The organism is Blastomonas natatoria, assembly GCF_003201955.1.
GTDB classification, from domain to species: Bacteria; Pseudomonadota; Alphaproteobacteria; order Sphingomonadales; family Sphingomonadaceae; genus Blastomonas; species Blastomonas natatoria.
Genome location: NZ_QJJM01000013.1, coordinates 24,510 through 51,351 on the forward strand (window position 1 = coordinate 24,510; position 26,842 = coordinate 51,351).

22 protein-coding genes are annotated in these 26,842 nt (G+C 63.8%); 18 read left to right on the forward strand and 4 right to left on the reverse strand.

The features are described 5' to 3' along the window. Nucleotides 1-2 precede the first annotated feature (2 nt). The 10 genes from cobS (at nt 3) to C7451_RS15340 (ending at nt 12,556) form a co-directional block, all read left to right on the forward strand. Complete coding sequence (gene cobS / locus C7451_RS15295; protein WP_110299834.1) at nt 3-995, forward strand: cobaltochelatase subunit CobS; 993 nt, start codon at nt 3-5, stop codon at nt 993-995. A 14-nt stretch (nt 996-1,009) separates the two neighbouring features. After that, complete coding sequence (locus C7451_RS15300) at nt 1,010-1,306, forward strand: nucleotidyltransferase family protein (protein WP_110299835.1); 297 nt, start codon at nt 1,010-1,012, stop codon at nt 1,304-1,306. Nucleotides 1,307-1,498: 192 nt separating this feature from the next. After that, on the forward strand, nt 1,499-1,636 hold the full coding sequence (locus C7451_RS20430) for a HepT-like ribonuclease domain-containing protein (RefSeq protein ID WP_279629502.1): 138 nt from the start codon (nt 1,499-1,501) through the stop codon (nt 1,634-1,636). Between the two features lie 56 nt (nt 1,637-1,692). Continuing rightward, complete coding sequence (locus C7451_RS15310; RefSeq protein ID WP_110299899.1) at nt 1,693-3,789, forward strand: transglycosylase domain-containing protein; 2,097 nt, start codon at nt 1,693-1,695, stop codon at nt 3,787-3,789. A 47-nt stretch (nt 3,790-3,836) separates the two neighbouring features. Beyond that, the gene (cobT, locus tag C7451_RS15315; protein WP_110299836.1) at nt 3,837-5,660 is read left to right on the forward strand and encodes a cobaltochelatase subunit CobT; all 1,824 of its coding nucleotides are present in this window, start codon (nt 3,837-3,839) and stop codon (nt 5,658-5,660) included. Between the two features lie 307 nt (nt 5,661-5,967). Further along, the gene (locus C7451_RS15320) at nt 5,968-6,639 is read left to right on the forward strand and encodes a nitroreductase (RefSeq protein ID WP_110299837.1); all 672 of its coding nucleotides are present in this window, start codon (nt 5,968-5,970) and stop codon (nt 6,637-6,639) included. A 318-nt stretch (nt 6,640-6,957) separates the two neighbouring features. Continuing rightward, a complete protein-coding gene (locus C7451_RS15325; RefSeq protein ID WP_110299838.1) occupies nt 6,958-8,994 on the forward strand; it encodes an adenylate/guanylate cyclase domain-containing protein in 2,037 nt (678 codons plus the stop codon). Next, nucleotides 8,981-9,769: a hypothetical protein gene (locus tag C7451_RS15330; RefSeq protein ID WP_146215389.1), complete on the forward strand. Its 789-nt coding sequence runs from the start codon at nt 8,981-8,983 to the stop codon at nt 9,767-9,769. The genes C7451_RS15325 and C7451_RS15330 overlap by 14 nt, the downstream gene beginning before the upstream one ends. 115 nt (nt 9,770-9,884) lie before the next feature. Further along, nucleotides 9,885-11,336 (forward strand): cysteine--tRNA ligase, encoded by a 1,452-nt coding sequence (gene cysS / locus C7451_RS15335; RefSeq protein WP_110299840.1) that lies wholly within the window; start codon nt 9,885-9,887, stop codon nt 11,334-11,336. Between the two features lie 275 nt (nt 11,337-11,611). Next, nucleotides 11,612-12,556: a D-2-hydroxyacid dehydrogenase gene (locus tag C7451_RS15340; protein WP_110299900.1), complete on the forward strand. Its 945-nt coding sequence runs from the start codon at nt 11,612-11,614 to the stop codon at nt 12,554-12,556. Nucleotides 12,557-12,568: 12 nt separating this feature from the next. Here C7451_RS15340 and C7451_RS15345 read toward each other — a convergent pair whose 3' ends face one another. Continuing rightward, nucleotides 12,569-13,336 carry an N-acetylmuramidase family protein gene (locus C7451_RS15345; RefSeq protein ID WP_110299841.1) on the reverse strand — a complete coding sequence of 256 codons (768 nt, stop codon included), beginning with the start codon at nt 13,334-13,336 and terminating at the stop codon, nt 12,569-12,571. A 385-nt stretch (nt 13,337-13,721) separates the two neighbouring features. Between C7451_RS15345 and C7451_RS15350 the strand changes: the two genes are divergently transcribed. Together C7451_RS15350 and C7451_RS15355 are read left to right on the forward strand one after the other, a co-directional pair. Then, entirely contained in the window at nt 13,722-15,368 is a 1,647-nt protein-coding gene (locus C7451_RS15350; protein ID WP_110299842.1) for an acetolactate synthase large subunit, read from the forward strand. A gap of 108 nt (nt 15,369-15,476) precedes the next feature. Beyond that, complete coding sequence (locus C7451_RS15355) at nt 15,477-16,910, forward strand: aldehyde dehydrogenase family protein (RefSeq protein ID WP_110299843.1); 1,434 nt, start codon at nt 15,477-15,479, stop codon at nt 16,908-16,910. Nucleotides 16,911-16,920: 10 nt separating this feature from the next. Here the strand turns inward: C7451_RS15355 and C7451_RS15360 are convergent, their stop codons facing one another. From C7451_RS15360 to C7451_RS15370, 3 genes are all read right to left on the reverse strand, one after another. Then, on the reverse strand, nt 16,921-17,619 hold the full coding sequence (locus C7451_RS15360; RefSeq protein WP_110299844.1) for a hypothetical protein: 699 nt from the start codon (nt 17,617-17,619) through the stop codon (nt 16,921-16,923). A gap of 74 nt (nt 17,620-17,693) precedes the next feature. After that, nucleotides 17,694-18,173, reverse strand: coding sequence for a GreA/GreB family elongation factor (locus C7451_RS15365; RefSeq protein WP_110299845.1), 480 nt, complete (start codon nt 18,171-18,173; stop codon nt 17,694-17,696). A 155-nt stretch (nt 18,174-18,328) separates the two neighbouring features. Then, nucleotides 18,329-20,374, reverse strand: coding sequence for a lytic transglycosylase domain-containing protein (locus C7451_RS15370; RefSeq protein WP_425266498.1), 2,046 nt, complete (start codon nt 20,372-20,374; stop codon nt 18,329-18,331). A gap of 106 nt (nt 20,375-20,480) precedes the next feature. Here C7451_RS15370 and dapA point away from each other — a divergent pair, with 106 nt between their 5' ends. The 6 genes from dapA (at nt 20,481) to recA (ending at nt 26,758) form a co-directional block, all read left to right on the forward strand. After that, the gene (gene dapA / locus C7451_RS15375; protein WP_110299847.1) at nt 20,481-21,356 is read left to right on the forward strand and encodes a 4-hydroxy-tetrahydrodipicolinate synthase; all 876 of its coding nucleotides are present in this window, start codon (nt 20,481-20,483) and stop codon (nt 21,354-21,356) included. Then, entirely contained in the window at nt 21,356-21,838 is a 483-nt protein-coding gene (smpB, locus tag C7451_RS15380) for an SsrA-binding protein SmpB (protein WP_060978456.1), read from the forward strand. Before dapA ends, smpB begins: the two co-directional genes overlap by 1 nt. 270 nt (nt 21,839-22,108) lie before the next feature. Further along, on the forward strand, nt 22,109-22,624 hold the full coding sequence (locus C7451_RS15385; protein ID WP_110299848.1) for a DUF2062 domain-containing protein: 516 nt from the start codon (nt 22,109-22,111) through the stop codon (nt 22,622-22,624). Between the two features lie 145 nt (nt 22,625-22,769). Further along, entirely contained in the window at nt 22,770-25,190 is a 2,421-nt protein-coding gene (locus C7451_RS15390; protein ID WP_208625233.1) for a hybrid sensor histidine kinase/response regulator, read from the forward strand. Between the two features lie 15 nt (nt 25,191-25,205). After that, entirely contained in the window at nt 25,206-25,550 is a 345-nt protein-coding gene (locus C7451_RS15395) for a response regulator (RefSeq protein ID WP_110299849.1), read from the forward strand. 122 nt (nt 25,551-25,672) lie between these two features. After that, the gene (recA, locus tag C7451_RS15400; protein WP_110299850.1) at nt 25,673-26,758 is read left to right on the forward strand and encodes a recombinase RecA; all 1,086 of its coding nucleotides are present in this window, start codon (nt 25,673-25,675) and stop codon (nt 26,756-26,758) included. The last annotated feature ends 84 nt before the right edge of the window (nt 26,759-26,842 follow it).

Genomic DNA, 26,842 nt, shown 5'->3' on the forward strand with positions numbered 1-26,842 from the left:
CCATGACCGATATTTCGAACACCCAGCCCGACAGCCGCGATGGCACCCTGCTCGATGCACCCGACAAGATGGTCGATGCGCGGGAGGTCTTCGGTGTCGATATCGACATGCAGGTGCCTGCGTTCAGCGAGGCGGACGAGCGCGTCCCCGATCTCGACCCCAGCTATGTGTTCGACCCGGAAACCACGCTCGCGGTGCTGGCAGGGTTCGCGCACAATCGCCGCGTGATGGTGCAGGGCTATCACGGTACGGGCAAGTCGACGCATATCGAGCAGATTGCCGCGCGCCTGAACTGGCCGTGCATCCGCATCAACCTCGATGCGCATATCAGCCGTATCGACCTGGTCGGCCGCGATGCCATCGTGCTGCGCGACGGCAAGCAGGTGACCGAATTCCGCGAAGGCCTGCTGCCCTGGGCGCTGCAGACGCCGACCGCGCTGGTGTTCGACGAATATGACGCTGGCCGCCCCGACGTCATGTTCGTGATCCAGCGCGTGCTCGAGACCGAGGGCAAGCTGACGCTGCTCGACCAGAACCGCGTGATCCGCCCCAACCCCTATTTCCGCCTGTTCGCGACCGCCAACACCGTGGGCCTGGGCGATACCAGCGGCCTGTATCACGGTACGCAGCAGATCAACCAGGGCCAGATGGATCGCTGGAATATCGTGTGTACCTTGAACTATCTGCCTGCGGAGACCGAGGCCAAGGTCGTGCTCGCCAAGGTTGGCGAGACCGATCCCAAGGTGGTCAAGAACATGGTCAAGGTCGCGGACCTCACGCGCCAGGGCTTTATCAACGGCGACATCTCGACCGTGATGAGCCCGCGCACCGTGATCAGCTGGGCACAGAATGCCGCGATCTTCCACAATATCGGCTTCGCCTTCCGCCTGTCTTTCCTCAACAAGTGCGATGAGGCCGAACGGATGCTGGTCGCGGAATATTACCAGCGCGTGTTCGGCGAGGACCTTCCGGAGAGCATCGTCGGCCGGGGATAAATGACGGGGAAGCCATGGACAAGGCAACAGCGATTGCACGACTGAAGGCGCATGAGGCCGAACTGCGCAACCTCGGCGTTGAGCGATTGTCACTGTTTGGTTCGACCGCGCGTGGCGAGGAAGGGCCGGACTCGGATATCGACCTCGCAGCGCGTTTCGCGCCGGAGGCCATGGTCGATGGCTTGGAGTTTGTTGCCATAAACGACCGGATAGAAGCGATTTTGCGCACCAGGGTCGACCTGGTGGCCGAGCCTTCGAGAAAGGCGCGAATGCAGCAGAATATTGATCGGGACCGTGTTCGCGTCTTCTGATCGCGAACAGCAGCGCCTTAGAGATATCATCGAGAATGGCGAAGCGGCGCAGGCTTACCTCGCGGACCTTACGGTGGTTGAGTTTGCGCGAAACCAGATGCTTATCGATGCTGTCGAGCGCTGCCTGCAAAGAATTACAGAAGCCGTTGTCAAGATTGGTGAGGAGCGGTTTGCCGTAGTTGCGCCAGACGTATCGTTTCATCAGATAAGGGGCTCGGCAATCGACTCAGACACGAATACGACGCCCTCGACGAGGCGGTAGTCTATAATACCGTCCACAAAAGTTTGCCTGTTCTACTCGCCCGCTGTCGCGCCGCCCTTGCTGCGTGACAGTGCTCTCGCCATCACTGTCATAATTCGCTAATACACCCCCTGTGTTCAAGAAGATGCGATTCGGGTCGGGGCGTTTTGGGGCGGGCGGGGCGACTGCGTCTGCCGATGCGTCCTGGCCGCCGCCGGGGCTGGGCGAGGCGCGCAATCCCTGGGCCGAGCCTGCCGACTTCGCACCGATCGCGCCCGAGCCGATCAAGCCGCCGCGCACCCGCTGGTGGTGGGCCAAACGGGGGCTCGCCGCACTGGCCGTGCTGTTCCTGATCCTGCTCGCATGGCTGGCGATCACCGCGCCGCTTTCCAAGTCGCTCGAGCCGATCGCGCCGCCCGAAATAACCCTGCTTGCCGCCGACGGCTCGCCGATCGCGCGCAGCGGCGCGGTGGTGGAAGAGCCGGTGGCGGTAGACAGGCTCCCGCCGCATGTGGTCGAAGCGTTCCTCGCGATCGAGGACCGGCGCTTCTATTCGCATTGGGGCATCGATCCGCGCGGGCTGGCGCGGGCGCTCTGGGCCAACATCTCTGGCAGCAGCGTGCAGGGCGGCAGCACCATAACCCAGCAGCTCGCCAAGATCAGCTTTCTCACGCCGGAGCGCAGCCTGACGCGAAAGCTGCGCGAGATGCTGATCGCGTTCTGGCTGGAAGCCTGGCTCACCAAGGACGAAATTCTGGGCCGCTATCTGTCCAACGCCTATTTCGGCGACAATGTCTATGGACTGCGTGCTGCCTCGCTGCACTATTTCTATCGCCAGCCCGAAAAGCTGAAGCCCGAGCAGGCGATTCTGCTGGCGGGGCTGGTCCAGGCGCCGTCACGCTTTGCCCCGACGCGCAACTGGCAGGGCGCGAGCCGGCGAGCCGCAATGGTGCGCGCGGCGATGGTCGATGCGGGCTATCTGACACAGGAAGAGGCCGACGCGCTGCCGCAGCCGCGGCTTGATGTTCACGAACGGCCCAAGATCGCCAATGGCACGTATTTTGCCGACTGGGCGATGCCGCAGGCGCGTGAACTGACCGAAATGTCGCACAGCCGCCTGACGCTGACGACGACGCTCGATGCGCGGCTGCAGCGAGCCGCAGAGCGGATTGTGGCGCGCGCAGGCCTCGGCAAGGCTCAGGTCGCGCTGGTGGCGATGCGCACCAATGGTGAGGTCGTCGCGATGGTCGGCGGCAAGAGCCACGCGCAATCGCCGTTCAACCGCGCCACGCAGGCCAAGCGCCAGCCGGGCTCGACCTTCAAGCTGTTCGTCTGGCTCGCCGCGCTCGAAGCGGGGATGGAGCCGGATTCGGTGGTCGAGGACACGCCGATCACCACCGGAAGCTATCGCCCGCGTAACGCCGGAGACCGGTATCGCGGTGTCATCAGCCTGGAGGAGGCGTTCGTTCATTCGAGCAATGTCGCTGCCGTCCGGCTGTTCCAGAAGGTGGGCAGCGAAAAGGTGATCAGGCAGGCGACGCAGCTTGGCCTGAAAGGGCCGTTCACCGAGGGCGACCCCAGCCTGGCGCTGGGCAGCGGCAGTGCGACGCTGTTGGAGATGACCGCCGCCTTTGCCGGGGTCGCAGGCAATCAGTGGCCGGTCGAGCCGCACGCGTTCAGGCGCGAGGAGCAAGGTTGGCTCGAATGGCTGGTCGACGGGCCGGATCGCTATTCGACCCGCGTTCACGAACAGATGCAGGACATGCTGCGTGCGGCGGTCAATCGTGGAACCGGGCGCGCCGCGAGCCTGAACATCGCGAATTTCGGCAAGACCGGCACCAGCCAGGACAATCGCGATGCGCTGTTCATCGGCTATGCCGGCGATCTGGTCGTCGGCGTGTGGATCGGCAATGACGACAACAGCCCGATGCAGGGCATTCGCGGCGGAGGCTTGCCTGCCCGAATCTGGCGGCAGTTCATGGGCGAGGCGCTTCCCGGTGCGGTTCCGGCGCGCAAGGCTGCCCCGGTTGCGCCTCCCGAAGAGATCGATCCCGATCCGGTGATCGGCCCGCTGCTCGAGGGCGGGATAGAAGGCCAGGTCGGCGGCGCCAATGTCCGCGTGAGCCCTGAGGGGCTGACTATTTCGGGCGATGTCGGCGGTGCGCCGGTCGAGGTGATCGTTGATGGCAATGGCGCGAATGTCCAGCGCCAGCGCCCGCCGCCATCCGATCCGCCGCAATAGCTGTGCGCTTGCTTGACATCAGCGGCGCGCCCCTTCAGCGATAGCGCATGACCAACCGCACTCCGCTTGATGACCTGAAGAACGTGCTGGCCGGAACCGCGCGTGCCATTGCCAGCCAGCCCGAGATCGAGGTGGCGTTCACCGCCGATCCGCCGTCGCAATCGGGAACCAAGCTGCGCGTGCCGATGCCGGGGCGCAAGCTGCCCGCCGATCAGGTAGCGGAGGCACGCGGTTTTGCGGATCTGTATGCGCTTCGGTTGAAATACCACAATGCGGCGCAACATGCCGCCAATGCGCCGCGCGAAGCGGTGGCCCGCGCAGCATTTGATGCGGTCGAGCAGGTGCGGATCGAGGCGCTTGGCACCCGATCGATGCGGGGCCTCGGCGCGAACCTTGATGCGGCGCTGGAAATGCGGATGCGCTCGGACCCGATCAGCCGCGCAACGCGCGTCGACGAGGTGCCGCTTTCCACCGCCCTTGGCCTGATCGTTCGCGAACGCCTCACCGGCAAGCCGATGCCCGCAGACAGCGTCGCCGGGGTCGATCTGGTCCGCGAATGGATCGAGACCAAGGGCGGCGAGGATATCGACAATCTGGCACTGGCGCTCGACGACCAGGCGGGCTTTGCCGCGCTCGCCACCCGGCTGCTCGAGCATCTGGAACTGACCGAGGGCCAGATGGACGAGGAGGACAGCCAGGACGACGGCAGCGAGGACGATTCTTCCGAACAGGGCGAGCCCGAGGACCAGGAAGGCGAGCAGGACGGCACCGATCAGGGCCAGACCGAGGCACGCGGCGAGGAGCAGACGGGCGAGAACGAGGAAGGCGATTCCTCGGAAACCGAAGGCGAGATGGAGCAGGGGGACGACGGCGATCCCGGCGAGATGGGCGATGACGGCATGATGCCGACGCGGCCCAATCGCCCCTGGACCGACCTGCCCAATGATTTCGAGTACAAGGCCTGGACGACCCGCTTCGACGAAGTGATCGAGGCGACCGACCTGTGCGACGAGGACGAGCTGCTGCGCCTGCGCGCCTATCTCGACCAGCAGCTTGCGCATCTGCAGGGCGCGGTGACCAAGCTCGCCAACCGGCTGCAGCGCCGCCTGATGGCGCAGCAGAGCCGCAGCTGGGATTTCGACCAGGAAGAGGGCATGCTAGACGCCGCGCGGCTGGCCCGCGTCGTCGTCGCTCCCGGCCATTCGCTGTCGTACAAGATCGAGCGCGATACCGAGTTTCGCGATACCGTCGTCACGCTGCTGATCGACAATTCCGGCTCGATGCGCGGTCGCCCGATCAGCATCGCGGCGATCAGCGCCGACATCATGGCGCGCACGCTCGAGCGGTGCGGGGTCAAGACCGAGATCCTGGGCTTCACGACCAAGGCGTGGAAGGGCGGGCAGTGCCGCGAGGACTGGCTGGCACACGGTCGCTCGCCGCTGCCCGGCCGTCTCAACGACCTGCGCCACATCATCTACAAGAAGGCCGACGAACCCTGGCGGCGCGCGCGCAAGAATCTTGGGCTGATGATGCGCGAAGGCCTGCTCAAGGAGAATATCGACGGCGAGGCCCTGCTCTGGGCGCACAACCGGTTGATCGCCCGTCCCGAAGAGCGCCGCGTGCTGATGGTGATCTCGGACGGCGCGCCGGTCGATGACTCGACGCTTTCGGTCAACCACGGCGCCTATCTGGAACAGCATCTGCGCAAGGTTATCGACTGGATCGAGAAGATGTCGCCGGTGCAGCTGATCGCGATCGGCATCGGCCATGACGTGACCCGCTATTACCGGCGCGCGGTGACGATCATGGATGCCGAGCAACTGGGCGGCACGATGGTCGAGCAGCTGGCGGGATTGTTCGACGACGAGTGATCGCGAGTTGAGGGCGGAGCGCAACGTCCCTCGACTTCGCTCGGGACAAACGGGCGTGGGGCCTCAGGCGGCGGGCGCGACTTGCTTCGACCGGGCTTGAGGCAAACGGATGTGAGCGCGATCTACTGCGCACCCAGTTTGGCCCGCGCACTCGCTTCGAACGAGGGTCCAGCTTATCCCATTGCCGTTTGTCCCGAGCGAAGTCGAGGGACCTATTCGCAACGCGGACGGGATAGGGAAATTCGCATGGTTGCCATTCCGGGCACTCCCGTTTAATCAGGCGATTAAACACCCGAGGAGCCTTGCCTTGATCGTATCCGAAGCCGTTGCCAGCCGCCGCTCCGTGCGCGATTTTCTGCCCGATCCGGTGCCGTTGGATACGCTGCGCGAAATTCTGACCAAGGCGCAGCGATCGCCGTCGGGCGGCAATACCCAGCCGTGGAACGCGGTGGTGCTCACCGGCGAGCCGCTCGCTGACCTCACTGCGAAGATCAAGGCGAAGGCACAAGGCGCGCCGATGGGCGAGGGGATGGAATATGCGATCTATCCGGCAGAGCTTGAAGGACGCTACGAGCAGCAGCGCCGCGCTGTCGGTCAGGCAATGTTCGATGCGCTGGGCATCGCGCGCGAAGATGGTGCCGGGCGGGTGCGCCAGATGTTGCGCAACTGGGACAGCTTTGGCGCTCCGGTGCAGATCTTCACCTATTGCCGCACCTATATGGGGCCGCCGCAATGGTCGGACATGGGCATGTGGCTGCAGACGGTGATGCTGCTGCTGCGCGAGGCAGGGCTGGACAGCTGCCCGCAGGAAATCTGGGCTATGTACGGCAGCTATATGCGCGAGCTGCTGGGCATCGGCGACGACTATATCTTCTTCACCGGCATGGCGGTCGGCTATCGCAATCCGGATGCACCGGTGAATGCCTTTGCGGTTCCTCGCGTCGATATCGACGATGCCATCCAGTTTCGCGGGTTCTGATCAGGGCCCCAGCGCGCTTCGCGCAGATTACTTGACCGGTCAATAATGATCGGTATGTCGTGGCGACAACTGGTCAGCCGGTGATGGACAGGCTATACCCCACAGCATGAAGCCTGACCGGGTCGCACCGAGGGCAGTGATCTTGATCGGCATTCTGCAAAGGGGGCAGGGTGCCAGGGGGTGCGATGATGCGACGGACCATTTGGTGCAGTACCGGCCGAGCGAAAGCCCCGTTCCCGTACGCCGTCCGGGTCGGCACTCTGCTACGCCTCCAAGCCCTTGCTCGCCGCCGGGCGCCCATGGCGGTCCGCTGACAGCATGGCAAGCCAGCCAGATCCCGCCGCAGCGGCAACGAGCCGCGAAGAGGTTGGCCGTTCGGCCACGCGTCTTGTCCGCCAGCTGGGGCTCGTGCGCCTGCTGGCAACCTTGAGCTTTCTGATCTTTGCCATCGCAGTGGCCCGCTACAGCACCGAAATGCCGCTTCTCGGCGATGCCGAGAACGCGATGTACGACATGCGCGCCGCCAATTTCGCCAGGAAGGTCGATCAGGATCCGCGTATCCTGATGGTCGTCTATACCGACGATACACTGATCGATACCGGACAACGATCGCCGGTCGATCGCACCATCCTGGCCAATGCACTGACCAATATTGACCGGATGGGCGCCAAGTCGATCGGGATCGATATCCTGTTCGACCAGCCGCAGGACGATGACGAGGCGCTGAAGACCGCGCTGCGGGGCATGCAGACGCCGACGCATGTCGCTTATGCCAGCAACGCCACCAACAACGAGGCGATCCAGTTCCGGCAGCAGGAATTTCTCGAACAGTTCCTCAAGGACGTCACCACCGACAAGACCAGGCCGACGAGCATCCGGCTGGTCACCGATTCCGACGGGGTCGCGCGGCGCTGGCCCGACCAGCCCAAGAACCTGCCGCCGATCATGGTGCGCGCAATGACGCCGCCAGACGCGAGCTTCGCCGATTATCGCGGCGCTATCCGCTTCCGCCTGCCGCTGTCTTCCGACCGCCCGGTGATCAACAAGCTGCCCATCGATCTTTTCGCCGATCCGGCCAGCGCCGAATTCGTCGCCAGCGAGGTCAAGGGGCGGCACATCCTGATCGGCGGCGATTTCGTCGATTTCGACAAGTTCGATACGCCGCTGACCCGGATCGGCGATGTCGTTACCGGCGAATCCCAGATGATCGGGCTGGAAGTGCACGCCCACATGATGTCGCAGTTGCTCGACAAGGATCGGCCCTTTGCCTTTCCGAACTGGTCGCTCTGGGCGATGGCATTCGCCGTGGTCGTCGCGGGCTGCCTGACCGCGATCAGCCAGGCGCGCGCCTGGATCATGGGGCTGCTGCTGGGTTCGCAGATCCTGTTCTTCATGACGGTGCCGTTCATCCTGCAGTATCAGGGCTTCGACACGCTGGGTCTGCCTAGCTTCGGCTGGGCGACCGGCTGGCTGCTTGCCTATACCTCGGTCGGAGCGGCGGCGCGCGTCGTCGGCTCAAAGCAGCGCGCGTTCGCGCAGAATGCGCTGGGCAAATATCTGCCCCGCTCGGTCGCAGCGGAAATCCTGAAGGACCCCGACAAGCTGGCGCTGCACGGCGAGAAGCGCGAGATCTTCTGCGTGTTCACCGATCTGGAGGGCTTCACCAAGCTCACCCATGCCATCGAACCGGAAATGGTGGCGTTGCTGCTCAACGATTATCTCGACCGTCTGGCAGACGTCGTGCTGCAATATGGCGGTACGCTTGACAAGTTCGTCGGCGATGCCGTGGTCGCCTTCTGGGGTGCGCCGATCAGCTATCCCGATGATGGCGAGCGCGCGGTCCGCGCTGCCTGGGCCATGTACGAGGCAGGCGAGGATTTCCGCAGAAACGCGCCCGAAGGCGTGCCGCCGATCGGTCGCACCCGGGTCGGTGTGCATTTCGGCGAGGCGATCGTCGGCAATTTCGGCGGCGAGGGGCGCATCCAGTATACCGCGTTCGGCGACAGCATGAACACCGCAGCCCGGCTGGAGGCGGCGAACAAGAATCTCGACACGCGCGTGCTTGTAAGCCGGGAGGCAGCAGAGCGGTCCGGGCTGGACTGGTATCGTCCGATGGGCCGGATCGTGCTAAGGGGAAGGGCGAAACCGGTCGACATTTTCGAGCCCGCACCCGACCGACCGGAAAGCGAGCGCGCAAGTATTGCGGAGCTCGTCGCAGCGCATGCGACAGGAAATGATGCGGCTGTGGCTCAACTCACATCGCGGCTTGCGGAACTGGGGCAGGAAGATGCCATCGCCAATCTGTTCAAGCGACTTGGTCAGACACAAAAAGGAGAAAGCTATGTTCTCGGTTGAAAGGAAGTCCGTACTTCGCCGGGCACTTGCATTGGGTGCCGTATTCACGCTCGGCCTGGGCGCCAGCGGTGCTGCCGTGGCGCAGTCCATGGTCGTGCGGTCGGTCGGACCGTCGGCAGCGCAATATCCCGCCGGCAAGAAGCTGCCCGCCAATACGAAGATCGTGCTCAAGGCCAGCGACAAGGTGACCGTGCTCGACAAGGCGGGTACCCGCGTTCTCTCCGGCCCCGGCTCGTTCACGCTCGATGGTGCGGTCAAGCGCGACCAGACGCAGAGCACCCAGATCGCCAGCCTGCTCTCGACGGGTGGCCCCGCTACCCGCAGCCGCACCGGAGCGGTGCGCGGTGCCCCTGCCAAGGTGGCGCCCGCCACGCCGCGCAGTCCCAGCCTGTGGTTCATCGATGCCAGCCAGTCGGGCAAGTTCTGCGTGGCAGAGCCGGCGCGGCTCATGTTCTGGCGCGCCAATGTTGCCGAGGATGCCGAACTGAAGCTGGCGGGCACCGGCGCTGCCGCCACCATCGCGTGGAAAAAGGGTTCGGGCAACCGGCTGTGGCCGATGGCGGAAGTGCCCGTGACCAGCGGCACCAGCTACACGATCACTGGCACGGACGGCGTCGCGCGCAAGATCGATCTGGTGGTGCTGCCCAGCGTGCCGACCGAAGTCGACGAGATCGCGGGGACTCTGATCGAGAACGGCTGCGAGAACCAGCTTGGCCTGCTGGTGGAAACCATGGCTGCCGTTGCGCAGGATAGCGAAACCAGCGGCGACCGCTGAACAGCGCCTGCGCGCTCAGGCCCCGCTCGTGCCGCTGCGACCGGCCTGAGCGGGGCTTTCTCGTGTGCGCCAAGCGGCTTGACGGCCCGCGCGCTTTGCAGGCAAGGGCAGCGGCATGACGAGCGCACCCGATACCGCCCCGCTGATGCTGTTCAACAGCCTCACCCGTTCGCTTGAACCGTTCCAGCCGGTCCATGCAGGCGAAGCTCGGGTCTATAGCTGCGGACCCACGGTGTACAACTACGCGCATCTGGGCAACATGCGCGCTTATGTCTTCGCCGATACGCTGGGCCGCGTGCTCAGCTTCAAGGGCTACAAGCTCCGGCATATCATCAACATCACCGATGTCGGGCACCTGACCGACGATGCCGATGATGGCGAGGACAAGCTGGAAAAGGCGGCGGCGGAACGCGCGCAATCGATCTGGGACATCGCGCGGCATTATACCGAGGCGTTCTGGGAGGATGTCAGGGCCCTCAACATCCGTCAGCCCGCCGAATGGTCGATCGCGACCGACTATGTGCCGAAGATGATCGAGTTCGCCAAATCGATTGCGGACCGGCATTGCTACGAGCTGCCCAGCGGCCTGTATTTCGACGTGTCGACCGTCAGCGATTACGGATCGCTGGCGCGTGCGGCGACCGAGGCAGGCGAGGGGCGGATCGAGGCGGTCGAGGGCAAGCGCAACGCGCAGGATTTCGCCATCTGGCGCAAGACGCCCGAGGGCGAGACGCGGCAGATGGAATGGGATTCACCCTGGGGCAAGGGTGCGCCCGGCTGGCATCTGGAATGCTCGGTGATGAGCGAGGCGCTGCTGGGCTTTCCGTTCGACATCCATACCGGCGGCATCGACCATCGCGAGATTCACCACCCCAACGAGATCGCCCAGAACCAGGCTTTTGCCTGCTCGCATGGCAGCGGTGCGCGCTTCTGGATGCACAACAATTTCCTGATCGACCGGACGGGCAAGATGTCCAAGTCGAGCGGCGAGTTTTTGCGCCTGCCGCTGCTGATGGCCAAGGGCATCCATCCGCTCGCCTATCGGCTGATGTGCCTGCAGGCGCATTACCGCAGCGAGCTTGAATTCAGCTGGGACAATCTGCTCGCCGCGCTGACTCGGCTGAAGCGGTTGGTGATGGCGGTCGCGGCGCTGCGGGGGCAGGCAGAGATGGCAGGGACAGTGGAACATCCACGTCTGCAACAACTGCTCGGCGATTTTGCATCAGCCGTGTCCGACGATCTCAACACGGCCAAGGCGCTGACCGTGCTGGACGACGTTCTGGCGCAAAAGAAGGTCGATGCCGGGCAACGGTTGGCTGCCGTGGCGGCCATGGATGCGGTGCTGGGGCTCAATCTGCTGGCGCTGGAACGCGCCGACCTGCGCCTGCGTCCCTCCAGCGCGACGACCGACGAGGTTGCGATCGAGCATCGGCTCAAGCTGCGCAAGGAAGCGCGGGCGGACAAGAATTTCGCCGCGTCCGATGCCCTTCGCGACGAGCTGGTCGCGGCGGGTGTCGAGGTGATGGACGGCGATCCGCTCGGCTGGGAATGGCGGATCGAAGTCTAGAGTCCGTTGAGCCACAACCTCCGTTTGTTCCGAGCCCTTCGGCTGGCTGACAAGCCAGCCGCTTAAAGTAAACGATAGTCGAGGGACGAGTGCGCTACCGTTTGCGATCACGTCCCTCGACTTCGCTCGGGACAAACGGATAAAGGTGAGGAAACGCAAGCATCCCGTTCTCCGGCGAAAGCCGGAGTCCAGGAGCAACATTGCGCTGTAGCCGCTCTGGATTCCGGTTTTCGCCGGAAAACGAAACGAGGGCGCAGCATGAGAGGGGAATGAGCATGACCAAGGCCGTGATATCAGCGCTGGTGCGACCACTGATCGAGGGCGTGATTCCTGACGACATGCACGTCGTCTGGATCGGCTCTGCCGAAGAGGCGCAGCGAGAGGTCGCCGATGCCGACATCGCCTGGGTGGACATGCACGACAAGCAGGCGATGCGCGATATCATGCTGGCGGGGGAGCGGCTGCAATGGATTTCCACGCTCTATGCCGGGCTTGATCATTTTCCAGTCGAACAGCTGATCGCGCGCGGCACGCGCGTGACCAACGGGGTGGGCGTCAATACGATCGCGGTCGCAGAATATGCCGTGCTGGGCATGCTCAGCATGGCCAAGGGCTATGCCGATGTGGTCCGCGCGGCAGACAGGCGCGAGTGGCTCTGGGCCTCGCCGGGCACGGTCGAACTGGACGAGACGCGCGCGCTGATCATCGGCTATGGCGCAATCGGTTCGGCGATCGGGGACCGGCTCAGGGGCTTTGGTGTCGAGGTGACGGGTGTCGCCCGCACCGCGCGGCCCGAAAAAGGGATATTGGGGGCGGGCGAGTGGCGCGCGAGGATCGGCGAATATGACTGGGTGGTCATCGCCACGCCCTCGACGCGCGAAACCGATGCGCTGATCGGTGAAGCCGAATTGGCAGCGATGAAGGACAGCGCCATCCTAGTGAACATCGCGCGTGGGGAATGTGTCGATCAGGACGCGCTGATCGCGGCGCTGAAGGCGAAGACAATCGCCGGCGCATTTCTCGACGTGACCACGCCCGAGCCGCTGCCTGCCGACCATGAACTGTGGACCCTGCCCAATGTGCAGATCTCGATGCACCTGTCGGGCCGTGCGCAGACACGGATGTTCCAGCGATCGGCATCGCTGTTTGCGGAAAATCTGGGACGGTTCGTGCGGCAGGAGCCGCTGATTAACGAGGTCGATCTGGCGCTTGGCTACTGACCCGCAAATGGATCACGCATATTTGGCGTGTGCCTGCGCGATCTTCACATGATAGCTGTTCTTGGCATAGCCCGCGCCGTTATAGGCCTTGGCAAAAGCGATGCAGGCCGATGCAACGCTGCTGATCGCCTTCAGCGCGCTCACCAGCCCCCGGTTCCTGATGAAGCTGGCAAAGGCCTTGAGATGCGCGGCCTCTGATTCCTTCATCGCATCCCAGAAGGCCTCGACCGTGTCGAAGCCTGCCAGCTTGTGATTGAACCCCATAATCTGTGCGCCGCCGACCGAGGCAGAGAGGAGGGCAGCATTGCGATCGAGCTGCATGGCCTTCCAGAGCCGTACATACTCGCCCTGGCCGCCAACATAGAGCTTGCGGTTCCAGGCCGCGCTCGACAGGTTCGGGTGGCTGGCGCGAAATCTGCCGCCCGTATGGCGATCGAAAATGTGCGCCTCGAACAGGATTTTCGGGAGGTGAGGGCCATCCAGAAACCCGCCCGGCCCATCAATCGTCAGAATGTCGCCGCGCACGTCCCTGAACCAGCCTCCGCCGCTTTCGACCTCCCATACCGCACGGATCTGTGCGCTGGTACAGCCTAGCGACGTTGCTGCCGCCTCGAAGTCGGCCAGCGTCAGACCGATCTTGACCGATGCTGCCGCGCTCTCCGAATTGGCGGCAATGCCCAGCGAATCGAGCAGACTGTCGATGGCGACCACCTCGGCGGGAGCAAATGCCTTGCCCTGGCGGAGGGCCTTGATGGCAGAAAAGACGGGCGAACGATTCATGACATCTACTCTCCAACGGCGCCATTGCAGGCGAAGAGGGCAGCACATTTTCGCAGAGCTATTCGCCCGTGCAAAATTATGATGGGTTAATCAGAACTGCTACGCGTCACGATCCTACATTCCAAGCAAATGTTCATTTTTTGTTCTGAGGCTCCGGGCGAGCATCCTGATCGCCCGGACGGAGGGGAAGCCTGTGCTTTTGGCGGGTGACTCGGCGCGGGATTGTGGTTATGCCTTGCGTCACACCCTGCATGGCGCGCGGATGCCATGCCGGTAACGAGCGGTTCCGCCCGGGCGTATCAAGCAACAAGCGCCGCCCGGAACATCCTTTCGGTCGCACGATTGCAACGACGAGACCTATTCGGCTTCCGGGGGAGTAATATTCATGACCAAAGCATCCGATCTGTTCGTCCAATGCCTTGAGGCCGAGGGCGTCGAATATATTTTCGGCGTTCCGGGTGAGGAAAATCTGGACATGCTCGATTCGCTTAGCCGGTCGACCCAGATCAAGCTCATCCTCACCCGTCATGAACAGGGCGCTGGCTTCATGGCCGCGACCTATGGCCGCCATACCGGCAAGGCGGGCGTCTGCATGGCGACCTTGGGCCCCGGCGCCACCAATTTCGTCACCGCCGCCGCCTATGCGCAGCTGGGCGGCATGCCGATACTGATGGTCACCGGGCAGAAGCCGATCAAGAAGTCCAAGCAGGGCCGGTTCCAGATTCTCGACGTGGTCGACATGATGAAGCCGATCACCAAGTTCACCCACCAGCTTGCCAGCGCCGACAACATCCCCAGCCGCGTGCGTGAAGCCTTCCGCCTGGCCGAGGAGGAAAAGCCGGGCGCGGCGCATATCGAATTCCCCGAGGATATTGCCGAGGAAAAGACCGAGTCGGTGCCGCTGAAGCCCAGCTCCACCCGGCGACCCAATGCCGACAAGAAGTCGATCCGCGCCGCCGTCACCGCGCTCGAACAGGCCAGATCACCGATCCTGGTGATCGGGGCCGGGGCCAATCGCACGATGACCAGCCGCATGCTGCTGCAGTTCGTCGAGAAGACCGGCATCCCGTTCCTGACGACCCAGCTCGGCAAGGGCGTGATCGACGAACGCCACCCCAAGTTCCTGGGCTGCGCGGCGCTGTCGGCCGGCGATTTCGTTCATCGTGCGGTCGAGGCCGCGGACCTCATCGTCAATATCGGCCATGACGTGATCGAAAAGCCGCCCTTCTTCATGCAGCCGGGCGGCACGCCGGTCATCCATGTCTCGACCAAGACCGCCGAGGTCGATCCGGTCTATTTCCCCGAGATCGAGGTGATCGGCGATATCGCCAATGCGATCTGGCAGATGAAGGAAGACATCGTCCCCAATGGCGGATGGAAGTTCGATCATATGCTCGATTATCGCAAGGCGGAGCTCGAGCATACCAACAAGCTGGCCGAAGACGCGCGCTTCCCGATCTTCCCGCCCTATCTGGTGCAGCAGATCCGCAATGCGATGCCCGATGACGGCATTATCTGCCTCGACAATGGCGTCTACAAGATCTGGTTCGCGCGCGGCTATTGCGCCTATCGCCCCAATACCGTGCTGCTCGACAATGCGCTGGCGACGATGGGGGCGGGGCTGCCGAGCGCGATGATGTCGTCGATGGTCTATCCCGATCGCAAGGTGCTCGCCATCTGCGGCGATGGCGGCTTCATGATGAACAGCCAGGAGATGGAAACCGCCGTCCGGCTGGGGCTCAACATGACGGTGCTGATCCTCAACGACAACAGCTATGGCATGATCCGCTGGAAGCAGGCGAACATGGGCTTCAAGGATTGGGGCCTGACCTATGGGAACCCCGATTTCGTCAAATATGCCGAGGCCTATGGCGCGAACGGCTATCGCGTCGAAAGCGCCGAGCATCTGAAGCAGCTGCTCGCGCATACGCGCGACACGCCTGGCGTGCATCTCATCGATTGCCCGGTTGATTATTCGGAGAACGACCAGATCTTGAACATCGACATCAAGAAGATGGCGAAAGAGCTTTAGGCACCGCCTCGTTCCCCGGCGAAAGCCGGGGGCCAGAGCTACATTGCGCTTTAGCCGCTCTGGATTCCGGCTTTCGCCGGAAAACAGTCGGCGGCATGGGAGTAATCAATGACCACCCTCAAATCCGTCTATCCGCTTTATCTGAACAACGAGGCGCAGCAGCCGAACACCGATCTCGAAGTGACGGACAAGTTCACCGGCGAGGTTGCGTTCCGCGTGGCGCAGGCCGATGCGGCGACGATCGATGCTGGGATTGCGGGCGCTGTGGAGGCATCGGAAGCGATGGCCGCTATGCCGAGCTACGAGCGCCAGAACGTGCTCAACCATTGCGTGACGCGCTTCAAGGAGCGCGCCGACGAGCTCGCCTATGCGCTCTGCATCGAGGCGGGCAAGCCGATCAAGGATTCGGAGGGCGAGGTCAGCCGACTGATCGACACCTTCCGCATTGCCGCCGAGGAATCGGTGCGGATGACCGGCGAGGTCCAGACCATGGACATCAGCCCGCGCGCCAAGGGCTATCGCGGGATGTGGAAGCGCGTGCCGATCGGCCCGTGCTCGTTCATTTCGCCGTTCAATTTCCCGCTCAACCTCGCCGCGCACAAGATCGCGCCCGCGATCGCCGTTGGCTGCCCCTTCGTGATGAAGCCTGCCAGCCGCACGCCGCTGGGCGCGATCATCATGGGCGAGATCCTTTCAGAGACCGACCTGCCCAAGGGCGCGTTCTCGATCCTGCCCGCCAGCCGCGATGGCGCGGACCTGTTCACCACCGACGACCGGCTCAAGCTGCTGTCGTTCACCGGCTCGCCCGATGTGGGCTGGGACCTCAAGGCACGCTGCGCCAAGAAGAAGGTCGTGCTCGAACTCGGCGGCAACGCTGCGGTGATCGTCGATGCCGATGCCAATCTGGAAGACGCGATGGAGCGCGTGATCTTCGGGGCGTTCTATCAGTCGGGCCAAAGCTGCATCGGCGTGCAGCGCATCCTGATCCATGCCGATGTGTATGACAGGTTTCGCGACATGCTGGTCGCCAAGACCGCGACGCTGATCGCAGGCGACCCCAAGGATCGCGACACCTTCATCGGTCCGATGATCCACGAGAAGGAAGCCTCGCGGCTCGACGGCTGGATTCAGGAAGCGGTGGCCAAGGGCGGCACATTGCTGTGCGGCGGCAAGCGCGACGGTGCGATGCTCGAAGCCACGCTGCTCGAGAACGTGCCGCACGATGCCAAGATCGTCACCGAAGAAGCCTTCGGTCCGGTCGCAGTGCTTTCGAAATTCAGCGATTTCAAGGCGGCGATGGCCGAGGTCAACAACAGCAAGTTCGGCCTGCAGGCGGGCGTTTTCACCCGCGACCTGTTCAAGATGTTCGACTGCTGGGATCATCTCGATGTCGGCGGTGTCGTGATCAACGACGTGCCCAGCTTCCGCATCGACAACATGCCCTATGGCGGGGTCAAGGATTCCGGGCTCGGCCGCGAGGGCATCCGCTTCGCGATGGAGGATATGACCGAGATCCGCAATCTGCTGATCCGGGGCGGCTGATCCGCCGCAATCAGCCTGCCACGGCCATCACGATGGCAAAGGTGATGACGAAACCCAGCAGCACCGAGTAACTGGCGATCCAGGCGGCCTTCACCAACGATGTGCCAAGCTCCACGGCAAACCAGCGCGTCTGCAGATACATGTACCAGATCAGGGTCGCCGCAAAGACGGTAATTCCGATCTCGATGCCGCTGAAGCTGCTCCCGAGCAGCGTGTAATTATAGCTCCCTTCGCCCATGAGAGCCAATGCGACATAGTTGGCGAGGCCGAACGGCGCCGCGACGAAGCACTGGCTGTAGAATGGCGGTCGCAGCGATGCGCGCTCAATTGGCACCTTGCGATGGCGCAGCAGCGCGACGGCGAGCAGCAGCGGATAGACGCTGAAAATGGTCGCGGTGAACAGCAGATCGTTCTTCCAGTCGCGCAGGAATTCCGGCGTGTCCTGCATGGCCTGCTTGACCGCTTCAGGCCCCAGAATGGCATCGCTCACCGAGCTCGCCAGTGCGATCGTGATCATCAGGAAGACCGGCGGAGTGATCGTGCTTTCATAGCGGTCCTTGGCCTCGTCATCGATCTCGTCATCGGCATAGGCCATCATCTTCTGCGGTCGGAACAAGGTCAGCAGAAAGGTGCGGGGATAGAAATACAGCCAGCTGACGATCTCGAACAGGATGTCCTCGAACGAGCGCAGCAATCCCATGAAATCCATGCGGTAACCCCCCAATTCAGGTGTGCAGGATTATCATATGGGCCGGTCGGTGCAATGCGGGCGATGGTCTTCGGTCAGCCAGGATAGCGGATCGCCATCACCTCGTATTCCCTGGCGCCTGCAGGCAGTTGCACGGTACGCAGGTCCCCCACGCTTGCGCCCTTCAGCGCACGGGCGAGGGGGGAGCTCCAGCCGATGCGACCCGCGCCCGCGTCCTGCTCGTCATCGCCGACCAGAGTGAGCGTGCGCCAGTTGTCGTCTTCGTCGGCAATGTCGACCTCGGCACCGAACCAGACCCGGCTCTTGTCGTTCTGCGTCGCCGGGTCGATGACGCGCGCGGCCTTCATCTTGCGGGCGAGCCGATTGAGCTCGCGGTCGATCTCGCGCATCCGCTTGCGGCCATAAAGATAGTCGCCGTTCTCGCTGCGGTCGCCATTGCCTGCGGCCCAGCTGACGATCTCGACGATGGCCGGCCTTTCTACGCCGAGCAGCTGGTCATAGCGCGCCTTGAGCGCAGCATAGCCTTGCGGGGTGATGTAATTGGGGCGGTCCATGGCCGGGCTCTAGCGGGAACACACGATCCGTTGCACCTTTTTCGCGCAACCATGTTCGTCACCCCCGCGAAGGCGGAGGTCCCGCTTGGCTTCAACGGTCGGGATGAAGCGGGATTCCCGCTTTCGCGGGAATGACGAGGGAGGGCAGGCGAGCCTCAGCCTGGCGAGTTCTTGCCCAGATAGCGGCTGAGCTTATTGTTGCCCCGCATCGTGGCGCGTTCGGGGTGCATCACGTCATAGACCACGGCGTTCTCGAGCACCCGCTGGACATAGTTCTTGGTTTCGAAGATCGGGATCTTCTCGACCCATTCGACGATATCGATGCCGCCCATGCGCGGATCGCCATTGGCGCGCAGCCATTTGTTCACATTGCCGGGTCCGGCATTGTAGGCCGCGACGGCCAGCGGATAACTTCCACCAAAATAGTCCATCATGCGGCTGAAATATCCTGCGCCGAGCTGGATATTGTATCCGGTGTCATCGGTCAGCGCGCCCAGCGAATAGCTCAGCCCCATCTTGCCCGCCTGTTCGCGCGCGGTGCCGGGCATCAACTGCATCAGCCCCCGCGCCCCGGCATGGCTGACCGCATTGGGGGCATACTGGCTTTCCTGCCGGGTGATGGCATGGATCATGGTCCAGCTGCTCTGCGCGCCCGGCGGCACGGGCATCTGCGGAAAGGCGACCGATTGCAGATCATCGACGCCCTTGGATCGGGCCGCCTGGCCGACGATCACGGCAAGGTCGCGCCTGCCGATCTGACGGGCCAGCTCGGTGGCGAGAACATGCTCCTCCGGTGTCTTGGCTGCAGCCGCCACCGCGCCGAAGAACCGACGCTGGGTCGGCCAGTCGCCGCTGCGCGAGATCACCTGCGTCGCCTGCACGAGCGAACTGGCGTTGAACCGACCGCGATCGACGGCGCTGACCTGTACGCGCGGTGCCTCGGCAAAGGGCGGGATATCCCGGCCGAGCCGCTCGGTGGCAAGCTGGCCGTAATAATGGTCGGGATATTCGGCCGCCATTTCGAAATAGCGCGTCGCCTGGGCGGCATCGCCCGCGACCGCAGCGGCCCGGCCAGCCCAGTAAAAGCCCTTGGATCGCGTCTGCGGGGTGCGCGCACCGCCGCCGTAGCGCGCAAACATGCCGATCGCATCGCGCGGGCGGCCGAGATTCTGCAGCGCAACCGTACCCGCCAGCCAGGTCAGGCTGGTATAATCATCGCGCACGCCCAGGCTCTCGTCCGAGATGTCATGGCCTTGCGCAAAGGCATCGTCGACCTTGGAGGCAATATCGAACGCCAGCGCATATTGACCATCGTTGTTGGCGGCACGCGCCTGGGAGAGCAGCAGTTCATACCAGGCCTCTGCATTGACCGGGCGATATTGCAGCGCAGGCCGACTGGCGAGCATCTGCCGCGCCAGGGTCCAGTTGCCGGTATCGACCAGACGTCTGGCGCGCTGCGCGACATAGCCGGCATCGGCCATGGCTTCCGCGCCCAGCGAACCGGCCAGGGCATCGGCATCGGGCAGGCCCTTGAGCATCGCAAGGCGCGCCGCGAATATGGCGCGTCGTGCGGGCGACACATAGCCGAATTGCTCCTCGGCATCGGGTGTTGCCTTGGCCCAGAGCAGCGCATCCATCCGCGCGTCATGGTCCGCCAGCGTGAAATCGGTGGCAAAGCGGCCGAACAGCATCGCCTTGTCCTGGGGCATCATCGTGCCCCCCCGCCAGGCCGCCACCGCGATCCCGCGCGCAGCATCGCGCTGCCCCACCGCATCGAGCGCCATGGCATAGCGCGCGCGGCCGACATTGGTCAGCGGCGGAAACCGGTTGAAATAGGCAACGACCTCCTGCGGTGCGGCGGGGCCAGCGCCCAGCGCCTGTTCCGCGCTGCGGCGCATCTTGTCTTCATCGGGCCAGCCGGGATTCGAGATCAGAAAGCTGGCAAAGGTGGAAAATGTGTAGTTGTTGGGTGTCGTCGTGAGCGCGCGCCAGTTGGCGATGGTGCCGGACATGTCGGCGGGCATCGACTGCAGCAGGTTGGCGCGCGCGCGGTCCCAGTCGCTGCCATCGCCGCTGCGGCTGACCGGGGTTGCCGCAAAGCCGGCGCTCTGTTCGCTGGCAAGACAGGCGGCGGGTACACCGACAAGAGGCAGGGCGAGAAGCGCGACGGTGCTGCGCGCGATAGCAATTCGTGAAACCATGCTGGACATGATGCGCTTTCGATCCTTATCAGGCGCTGAACACGCAACCTTATGTGTGATTGGATTGTTCTCGCCTGAATTGCGGGCGAGGTAAAGGAGCTACCCGATGTTTTCCGGCTCAATTCCGGCCCTTGCGACACCGTTCCGCGACGGAGCGTTTGACGAGCCTGCCTTTCGCGCGCTGATCGACTGGCAGATCGACAATGGCAGTTCTGGCCTGGTCCCGTGTGGCACGACGGGCGAGGCGGCGACCATGTCGATCGAGGAACATGATTATATCGTGCGCGTGTGCGTCGAGCAGGCGGCTGGCCGTGTCCCCGTCATCGCGGGGTGCGGGTCGAACGATACCAAGGTCGCGATCGGCCATATGCTCAACGCCAAGGCCGCCGGAGCGAGCGCCGCCCTGGTCGTGCCGCCCTATTACAACCGTCCCGGTCAGGACGGCGTTCGCGCCCATTTCAAGGCGCTGACCGAGGCGTGCGACCTGCCGATCATGCTCTACAACGTGCCTGCGCGCACCGTGACCGACATCAAGGTCGAGACCATGGCCAAGCTCTCGCGCTTTCCCACGATCATCGGCGTCAAGGACGCGACCGGCGACCTGGAGCGCGTCAGCGCGCAGCGGGCGCAATGCGGCAAGAAGTTCTGCCAGATGTCGGGCAATGACGAGCTGGCTCTGGGTCATCGCGCGATGGGCGGCATGGGCTGCATCTCGGTGACTGCCAATGTCGCGCCTGCCTTGTGCGCCCAGTTCCAGGCAGCGATGGCCAAGGGCGACTACAAGACTGCGCTGGCGCTCAACGACCGGCTCTATCCGCTGCATTCGGCCATGTTCTCCGATGCCTCGCCCGGCCCGGTCAAATATGCGCTGCATCGTATCCGGCCCGATTTTCTGCCTGATCTGCGCCTGCCGATGACCCCGCCCGACAAGAAGAGCCGCAAGGCGGTCGACGCCGCGCTGGTTTATGCCGGGCTGATCTGATGGCGCGGCCCAAGCCCGAGACGTTCGACAAGAAGAAGATCGTCGCCGAGAACCGGCGCGCGCGCTACGACTATGCCATCGATCAGGTGTACGAGGCGGGGATCGCGCTGACCGGCACCGAGGTTAAATCACTGCGCTTCGGCGAGGGATCGATTGCGGAAAGCTATGCCGAGGTCAGCGACGAGCAGGTCTGGCTGATCAATTCGAACATCCCCGAATTCAGCCATGGCAACCGCTTCAACCACGAGCCCAAGCGCCCGCGCAAGCTGCTGCTCCATGCGCGCGAGATCGCCAAGCTGCACGGTGCGGTGGCGCGCCAGGGGATGACGCTCGTGCCGCTATCGATTTTCTTCAACGGCCGCGGCCGCGCCAAGGTCGAACTCGCGCTCGCAAAGGGCAAGAAGGCACCCGACAAGCGCGCTGCGACCAAGGAACGCGAATGGAAGCGCGAGCAGGGCCGGTTGCTGCGCGATCGCGGCTAGGGGCGAAATTCCGCCCGTCGAAAATTCATCTCGGTTCGTAAGTTCGTGTGCTCCAGATCATCGCGTGACGCTATGGGCGATGATCGAACGGGGTTGCGATCCGATTCGGTCCAGGTCGATTCGGGGTAAACGTCGTTTTAATCCGCATGCGGCTATGGCCTTTTGCGGCGGCGCTCCCACATGAGCCCTGCCGCTCGATGCGGGCAGCGAAAAGGGCACAAGGGATTGGAATTGACGGAGGGCCGTTTTAGCCGCTGGGTCGGGCGCAACATGCCGACGCGCGAGAGCATGGAGCAGAACCGCTTCATCCGGCCCTTTGCCGCGCGCGTGCTTCGCTCCGAGCTATGGCGCTTTACCCGGCGGTCGGTGCCGCGTGGTGTTGCGCTGGGCGTGCTGGTCGGCGTGATCCTGCCGATTGCGCAAATTTTTGGCGCGGCACTGCTTGCGTTGCCTTTTCGTGCCAATGTGCCGGTGGCGGCGCTTACCACCTTCATCACCAACCCCTTCACCACGCCTTTGCTTTGGGTCGCAGCCTATCATGTCGGCAGCTTCATCCTTCGCGTCGATGCCACAACCTTCGGTCAGCCGGTCGCGACCGCGCTCAACCAGCCGCATGTCGAAACCTGGATGGAATGGCTGACAGGCGCGGCATCGATCACCGCCTTTGGCCTCGTCGTGCTGGCGGTCGTGATGGCGGCAATCGGTTATGTCGTCAGTGCGATCGGTTGGCGTATCTGGATCGCAGGCAAGCGCCAGCGTCGGCTTGCGCGGGTGCGCCACCGCTGAACCGCGATCAGCGGATTTGTAACGCGCCCGAGATTGCGCTAGCGTCATCCCCTGCAACTGAGGCTGGCCGGACGCGCCACGCCAGGGGGATCCGACGACCTTGACCACCACCCGTGCCCGCCCCGACCATGACTGGCCGGAATGGATGCCTGCACTGCCCGACCCCGACAGCCCCGACGCCCGCATTACCGCGCTGATTATCATTGGCGGACTGGTGCTGAGCGGCGCGCTCATCTGGCTGGCCTTGGGTGACTGGGTGCCGCTGGCGTTGTTTGCCGGGGGACTGGTGGCGCTGGCGTCGCTGATCCTGCTCGTGCGGCAACAGTTTCCGCCCCGTGCCGCCGTCCAGAACACGATGGCGGACTGGTCGGTAACCTTTGCGGCGACGGATCATCCGACGATCGCCATTGCCATTACCGATGAGGCGGGGCGGATGATCTGCGCCAACCAGCGCTTCATCGACCAGTTCGGTGCCGAGATGGTGCCGCCAAAATTGACGCTTGCCGGCCAGGGCGGCGATATCCTGGCAGAGGCAGGCCGTGCGGCCTGGCGCGATGGGGAGGGCAAGGCGGGCGGTCTTGTGGCCGCAGGCGTGACGATCAAAGCCCATGTCCGCCGGGTCGGGCGGGGGCAGGATCATCTGTTGTGGAAATTCGAGCCCGTGCAGCGCCACGATCTTGCGGTCGAGGCCGACGCCATGCTGACCGGACGGCCGGGCCGTGCGCTGGGCGAGGGCGGCTTCATGGCTGCAGCGATCAGTGCCGAAGGGCGCATCCGCGCTGCGAACAGCGCATTTGCCGCGCGCGCCGCCGGGGCCGAGGCAGGCAATATCGTCGGGCGCGATCTGGCCAGCTTCCTGCGCGCGGACGAACGCAACCGCATCTATTTCGAGCGTGAGGGGCGCAAGGGCGTACCGCTCAGGCTTTTCCACCTGCCGCTGGTCGATCCGCTCCAGGTGACCGACCCGGGCGAACGCGAGAAGGCGCCTGCGCTGGTCGTCCTGATCGACGAGGATGCCAGCGGCGTCGACCGGAGCACCGCGCTCGGCTATGTCCAGACGCTGCTCGGGTTGCTGCCCGTCGGACTGGCTATGACCGATCGCGACGGTCGGTTCCTGTTTGCGAATGACGCGTTCCTGCGCGCGGCGGGGATCACCGAGGCCGAGCTTCCCCCCTATCCCGGGGATCTGGTGGTGCGCGAGGACAAGGGCGCGATCGCCGATGCGGTGCGCCGCCATGCCAGCGGCCAGGCGATGGCGGGCGATGTCGCGCTGCGCCTGCGCCACCAGCCCGATGAGCCGGTGACGCTGTCGCTTGCCAGTCTGCGTGGCGTGGGAGAGGCTGCGGTGCTGCTGTCGATCAAGGACAATAGCGAGGAAAGCCGCCTCAAGCGCCAGGTCGCGCAGGCGAGCAAGATGCAGGCGATCGGCCAGCTTGCAGGCGGGGTCGCGCATGATTTCAACAATGTGCTGACCGCGATCATCGGCCATTGCGACCTGATGCTGATGCGGCACAGCCCCGGCGACAGCGACTATGACGACATCCAGCAGATCCGCAGCAATTCCAATCGTGCGGCCTCGCTGACCCGGCACCTGCTCGCCTTTTCGCGGCAGCAGACGCTGCGGCCGCAGGTGCTGCAACTGCCCGATATCGTCTCTGATACATCCGAGCTGCTGAAGCGGCTGATCGGCGAGAAGATCGTGCTCGAGGTGCAGCACGACCGCGATCTCGGCCCGGTTCGCGCCGATCCCGGCCAGCTCGAACAGGTGATCGTCAACCTCGCGGTCAACGGCCGCGATGCGATGCTCGCCAAGCGCCCCCCCGGCGGCACGCTCACCATCCGCACACGCAAGGTGACGGCGGCCGATGTGCGTGCAATGAACAGCGATATCCTGCCGGTCGACGATTACAGCGCGATCCTGGTCGAGGATGGTGGCACCGGCATGCCGCCCGATGTGCAGGCGCGCATCTTCGAACCGTTCTTCACCACCAAGGAAGTGGGCAAGGGCACGGGGCTTGGCCTTTCGACCGTTTACGGCATCGTCAAGCAGTCCGGCGGCTATATCTTCGTCGACTCGGAGCCGGGCCAGGGCACGACCTTCTCGATCTATTTCCCGGTCTATCGCGGCGGTGCGGTCGAGCAGCGCAATCGCAAGGCGCCGGTCAAGGTGAGCAACGGTCAATGGGGCAATGCCCGGCTGCTGCTGGTCGAGGATGAAGACATGGTGCGCGCGGTAGCGGAGCGCGCGCTGACGCGGCAGGGCTTCACGGTGGTCACCGCGACCGATGGCGAGGATGGGCTCGAGCGGTTGAGCGATAGCGGGCCGTTCGATCTTGTCGTCAGCGATGTCGTCATGCCCAATCTCGACGGACCGGGCATGGCGGTGGAAATGCGCAAACGCATGCCCGGTCTGCCGATCCTGTTCATGTCGGGCTATGCCGAGGAAACGCTGCGCCAGAGCATCTCGATCGATCAGGTGCATTTCCTGCCCAAGCCCTTTTCCGTTGCGCAGATCGTCGACGCCGTTCATGGCGCGCTGGCCGCATCGGCTCCCCAAAGCGAGTGAAGGAAAGAGACTGCAGTGAGTGAAGCCAGGACTTTTCTGATCGCCGAGGATGAGGCGATGATCGCCATGCTGCTGGAGGATTTCATCGACCTGGCCGGTCACGGCATTGCTGCCATGGTTGCAAGCCTTTCCGATGGGCTTGAAGCGATCGAGGCGGGGGGCTTTGATGCAGCGATCCTCGACGTCAATCTGGGACGCGACAAATGCTGGCCGCTTGCTGATGCTTTGCGTTCGATGGGCATTCCCTATGTTTTCGCGACCGGCGGTGGCGACACGATTCCGCCCGAGCATGCGTCCGCCCCCACTCTCGCCAAGCCCTATACGCTGGCCTCGCTCGAAGCCGTGCTGGCGCGTATCTGATCGCGTTTTTGTCCTTGCGTTGCGCAACGATGTTCCCTACCTGTTCTATAAGAACAGATTGGGTACATCACTGAGTCGTTGCGCCGGAGGTCCGGAGCAATTACGCATGAAAGGGCAGGGCTATGGCCGGGCAGCTTAAACTCATCCAGACCGAAAAAGAGGCAAAATCCATGGACAGGCAAAAGGCGCTCGATGCGGCGCTGGCTCAGATCGACCGGGCCTTTGGCAAGGGGTCGGCGATGCGGCTGGGCTCCAAGGAGGCGATGCAGGTCGAGGCGATCTCGACCGGATCGCTGGGCCTCGATATCGCGCTCGGTGTCGGCGGCCTGCCGCGCGGCCGCGTGATCGAAATCTACGGTCCGGAAAGCTCGGGGAAAACCACGCTGGCGCTGCACGTGATCGCAGAAGCCCAGAAGAACGGCGGCACCGCCGCGTTCGTCGATGCCGAACACGCGCTCGATCCGGTCTATGCCAAGAAGCTCGGTGTCAATATCGACGAGCTGATCGTCTCGCAGCCCGATACCGGCGAGCAGGCGCTGGAGATCACCGATACGCTGGTGCGGTCGAACGCGATCGACGTGCTGGTGGTCGATTCGGTCGCGGCTTTGGTGCCGCGGGCGGAAATCGAGGGTGAGATGGGTGACAGCCATGTCGGCTTGCAGGCGCGCCTGATGAGCCAGTCGCTGCGCAAGCTGACCGGTTCGATCAGCCGCTCGCGCTGCATGGTGATCTTCATCAACCAGCTGCGCATGAAGATCGGTGTGATGTACGGGAATCCGGAAACGACCACCGGCGGCAATGCGCTGAAATTCTACGCTTCGGTGCGTCTCGACATCCGTCGCACCGGCCAGATCAAGGACCGCGACGATATCGTCGGCAACACCACGCGGGTGAAGGTCGTCAAGAACAAGGTCGCGCCGCCGTTCAAGCAGGTCGAATTCGACATCATGTATGGCGAGGGTATCTCGAAGATCGGCGAGATTCTCGATCTGGGCGTCAAGGCGGGCATTGTCGAGAAGGCCGGTAGCTGGTTCAGCCACGATTCGGTGCGCATCGGCCAGGGACGCGAGAATGCCAAGAATTTCCTCAAGGAGAATCCCGAGATGATGGCCAAGATCGAGGGCCTGATCCGCGGCCAGCAGGACAAGGTGGCCGAAGAGATGATGACCGGTCCCGATGCCGAGGACGATGTCGGCGACGACATGTAATCGGCCTGGGTCTCTCGCTCTGGCGTATCGCCGGAGCGGGCAGGCAATTGGTTGGAACGGTTCGAAGGGGCAGGGCAGCAGGCA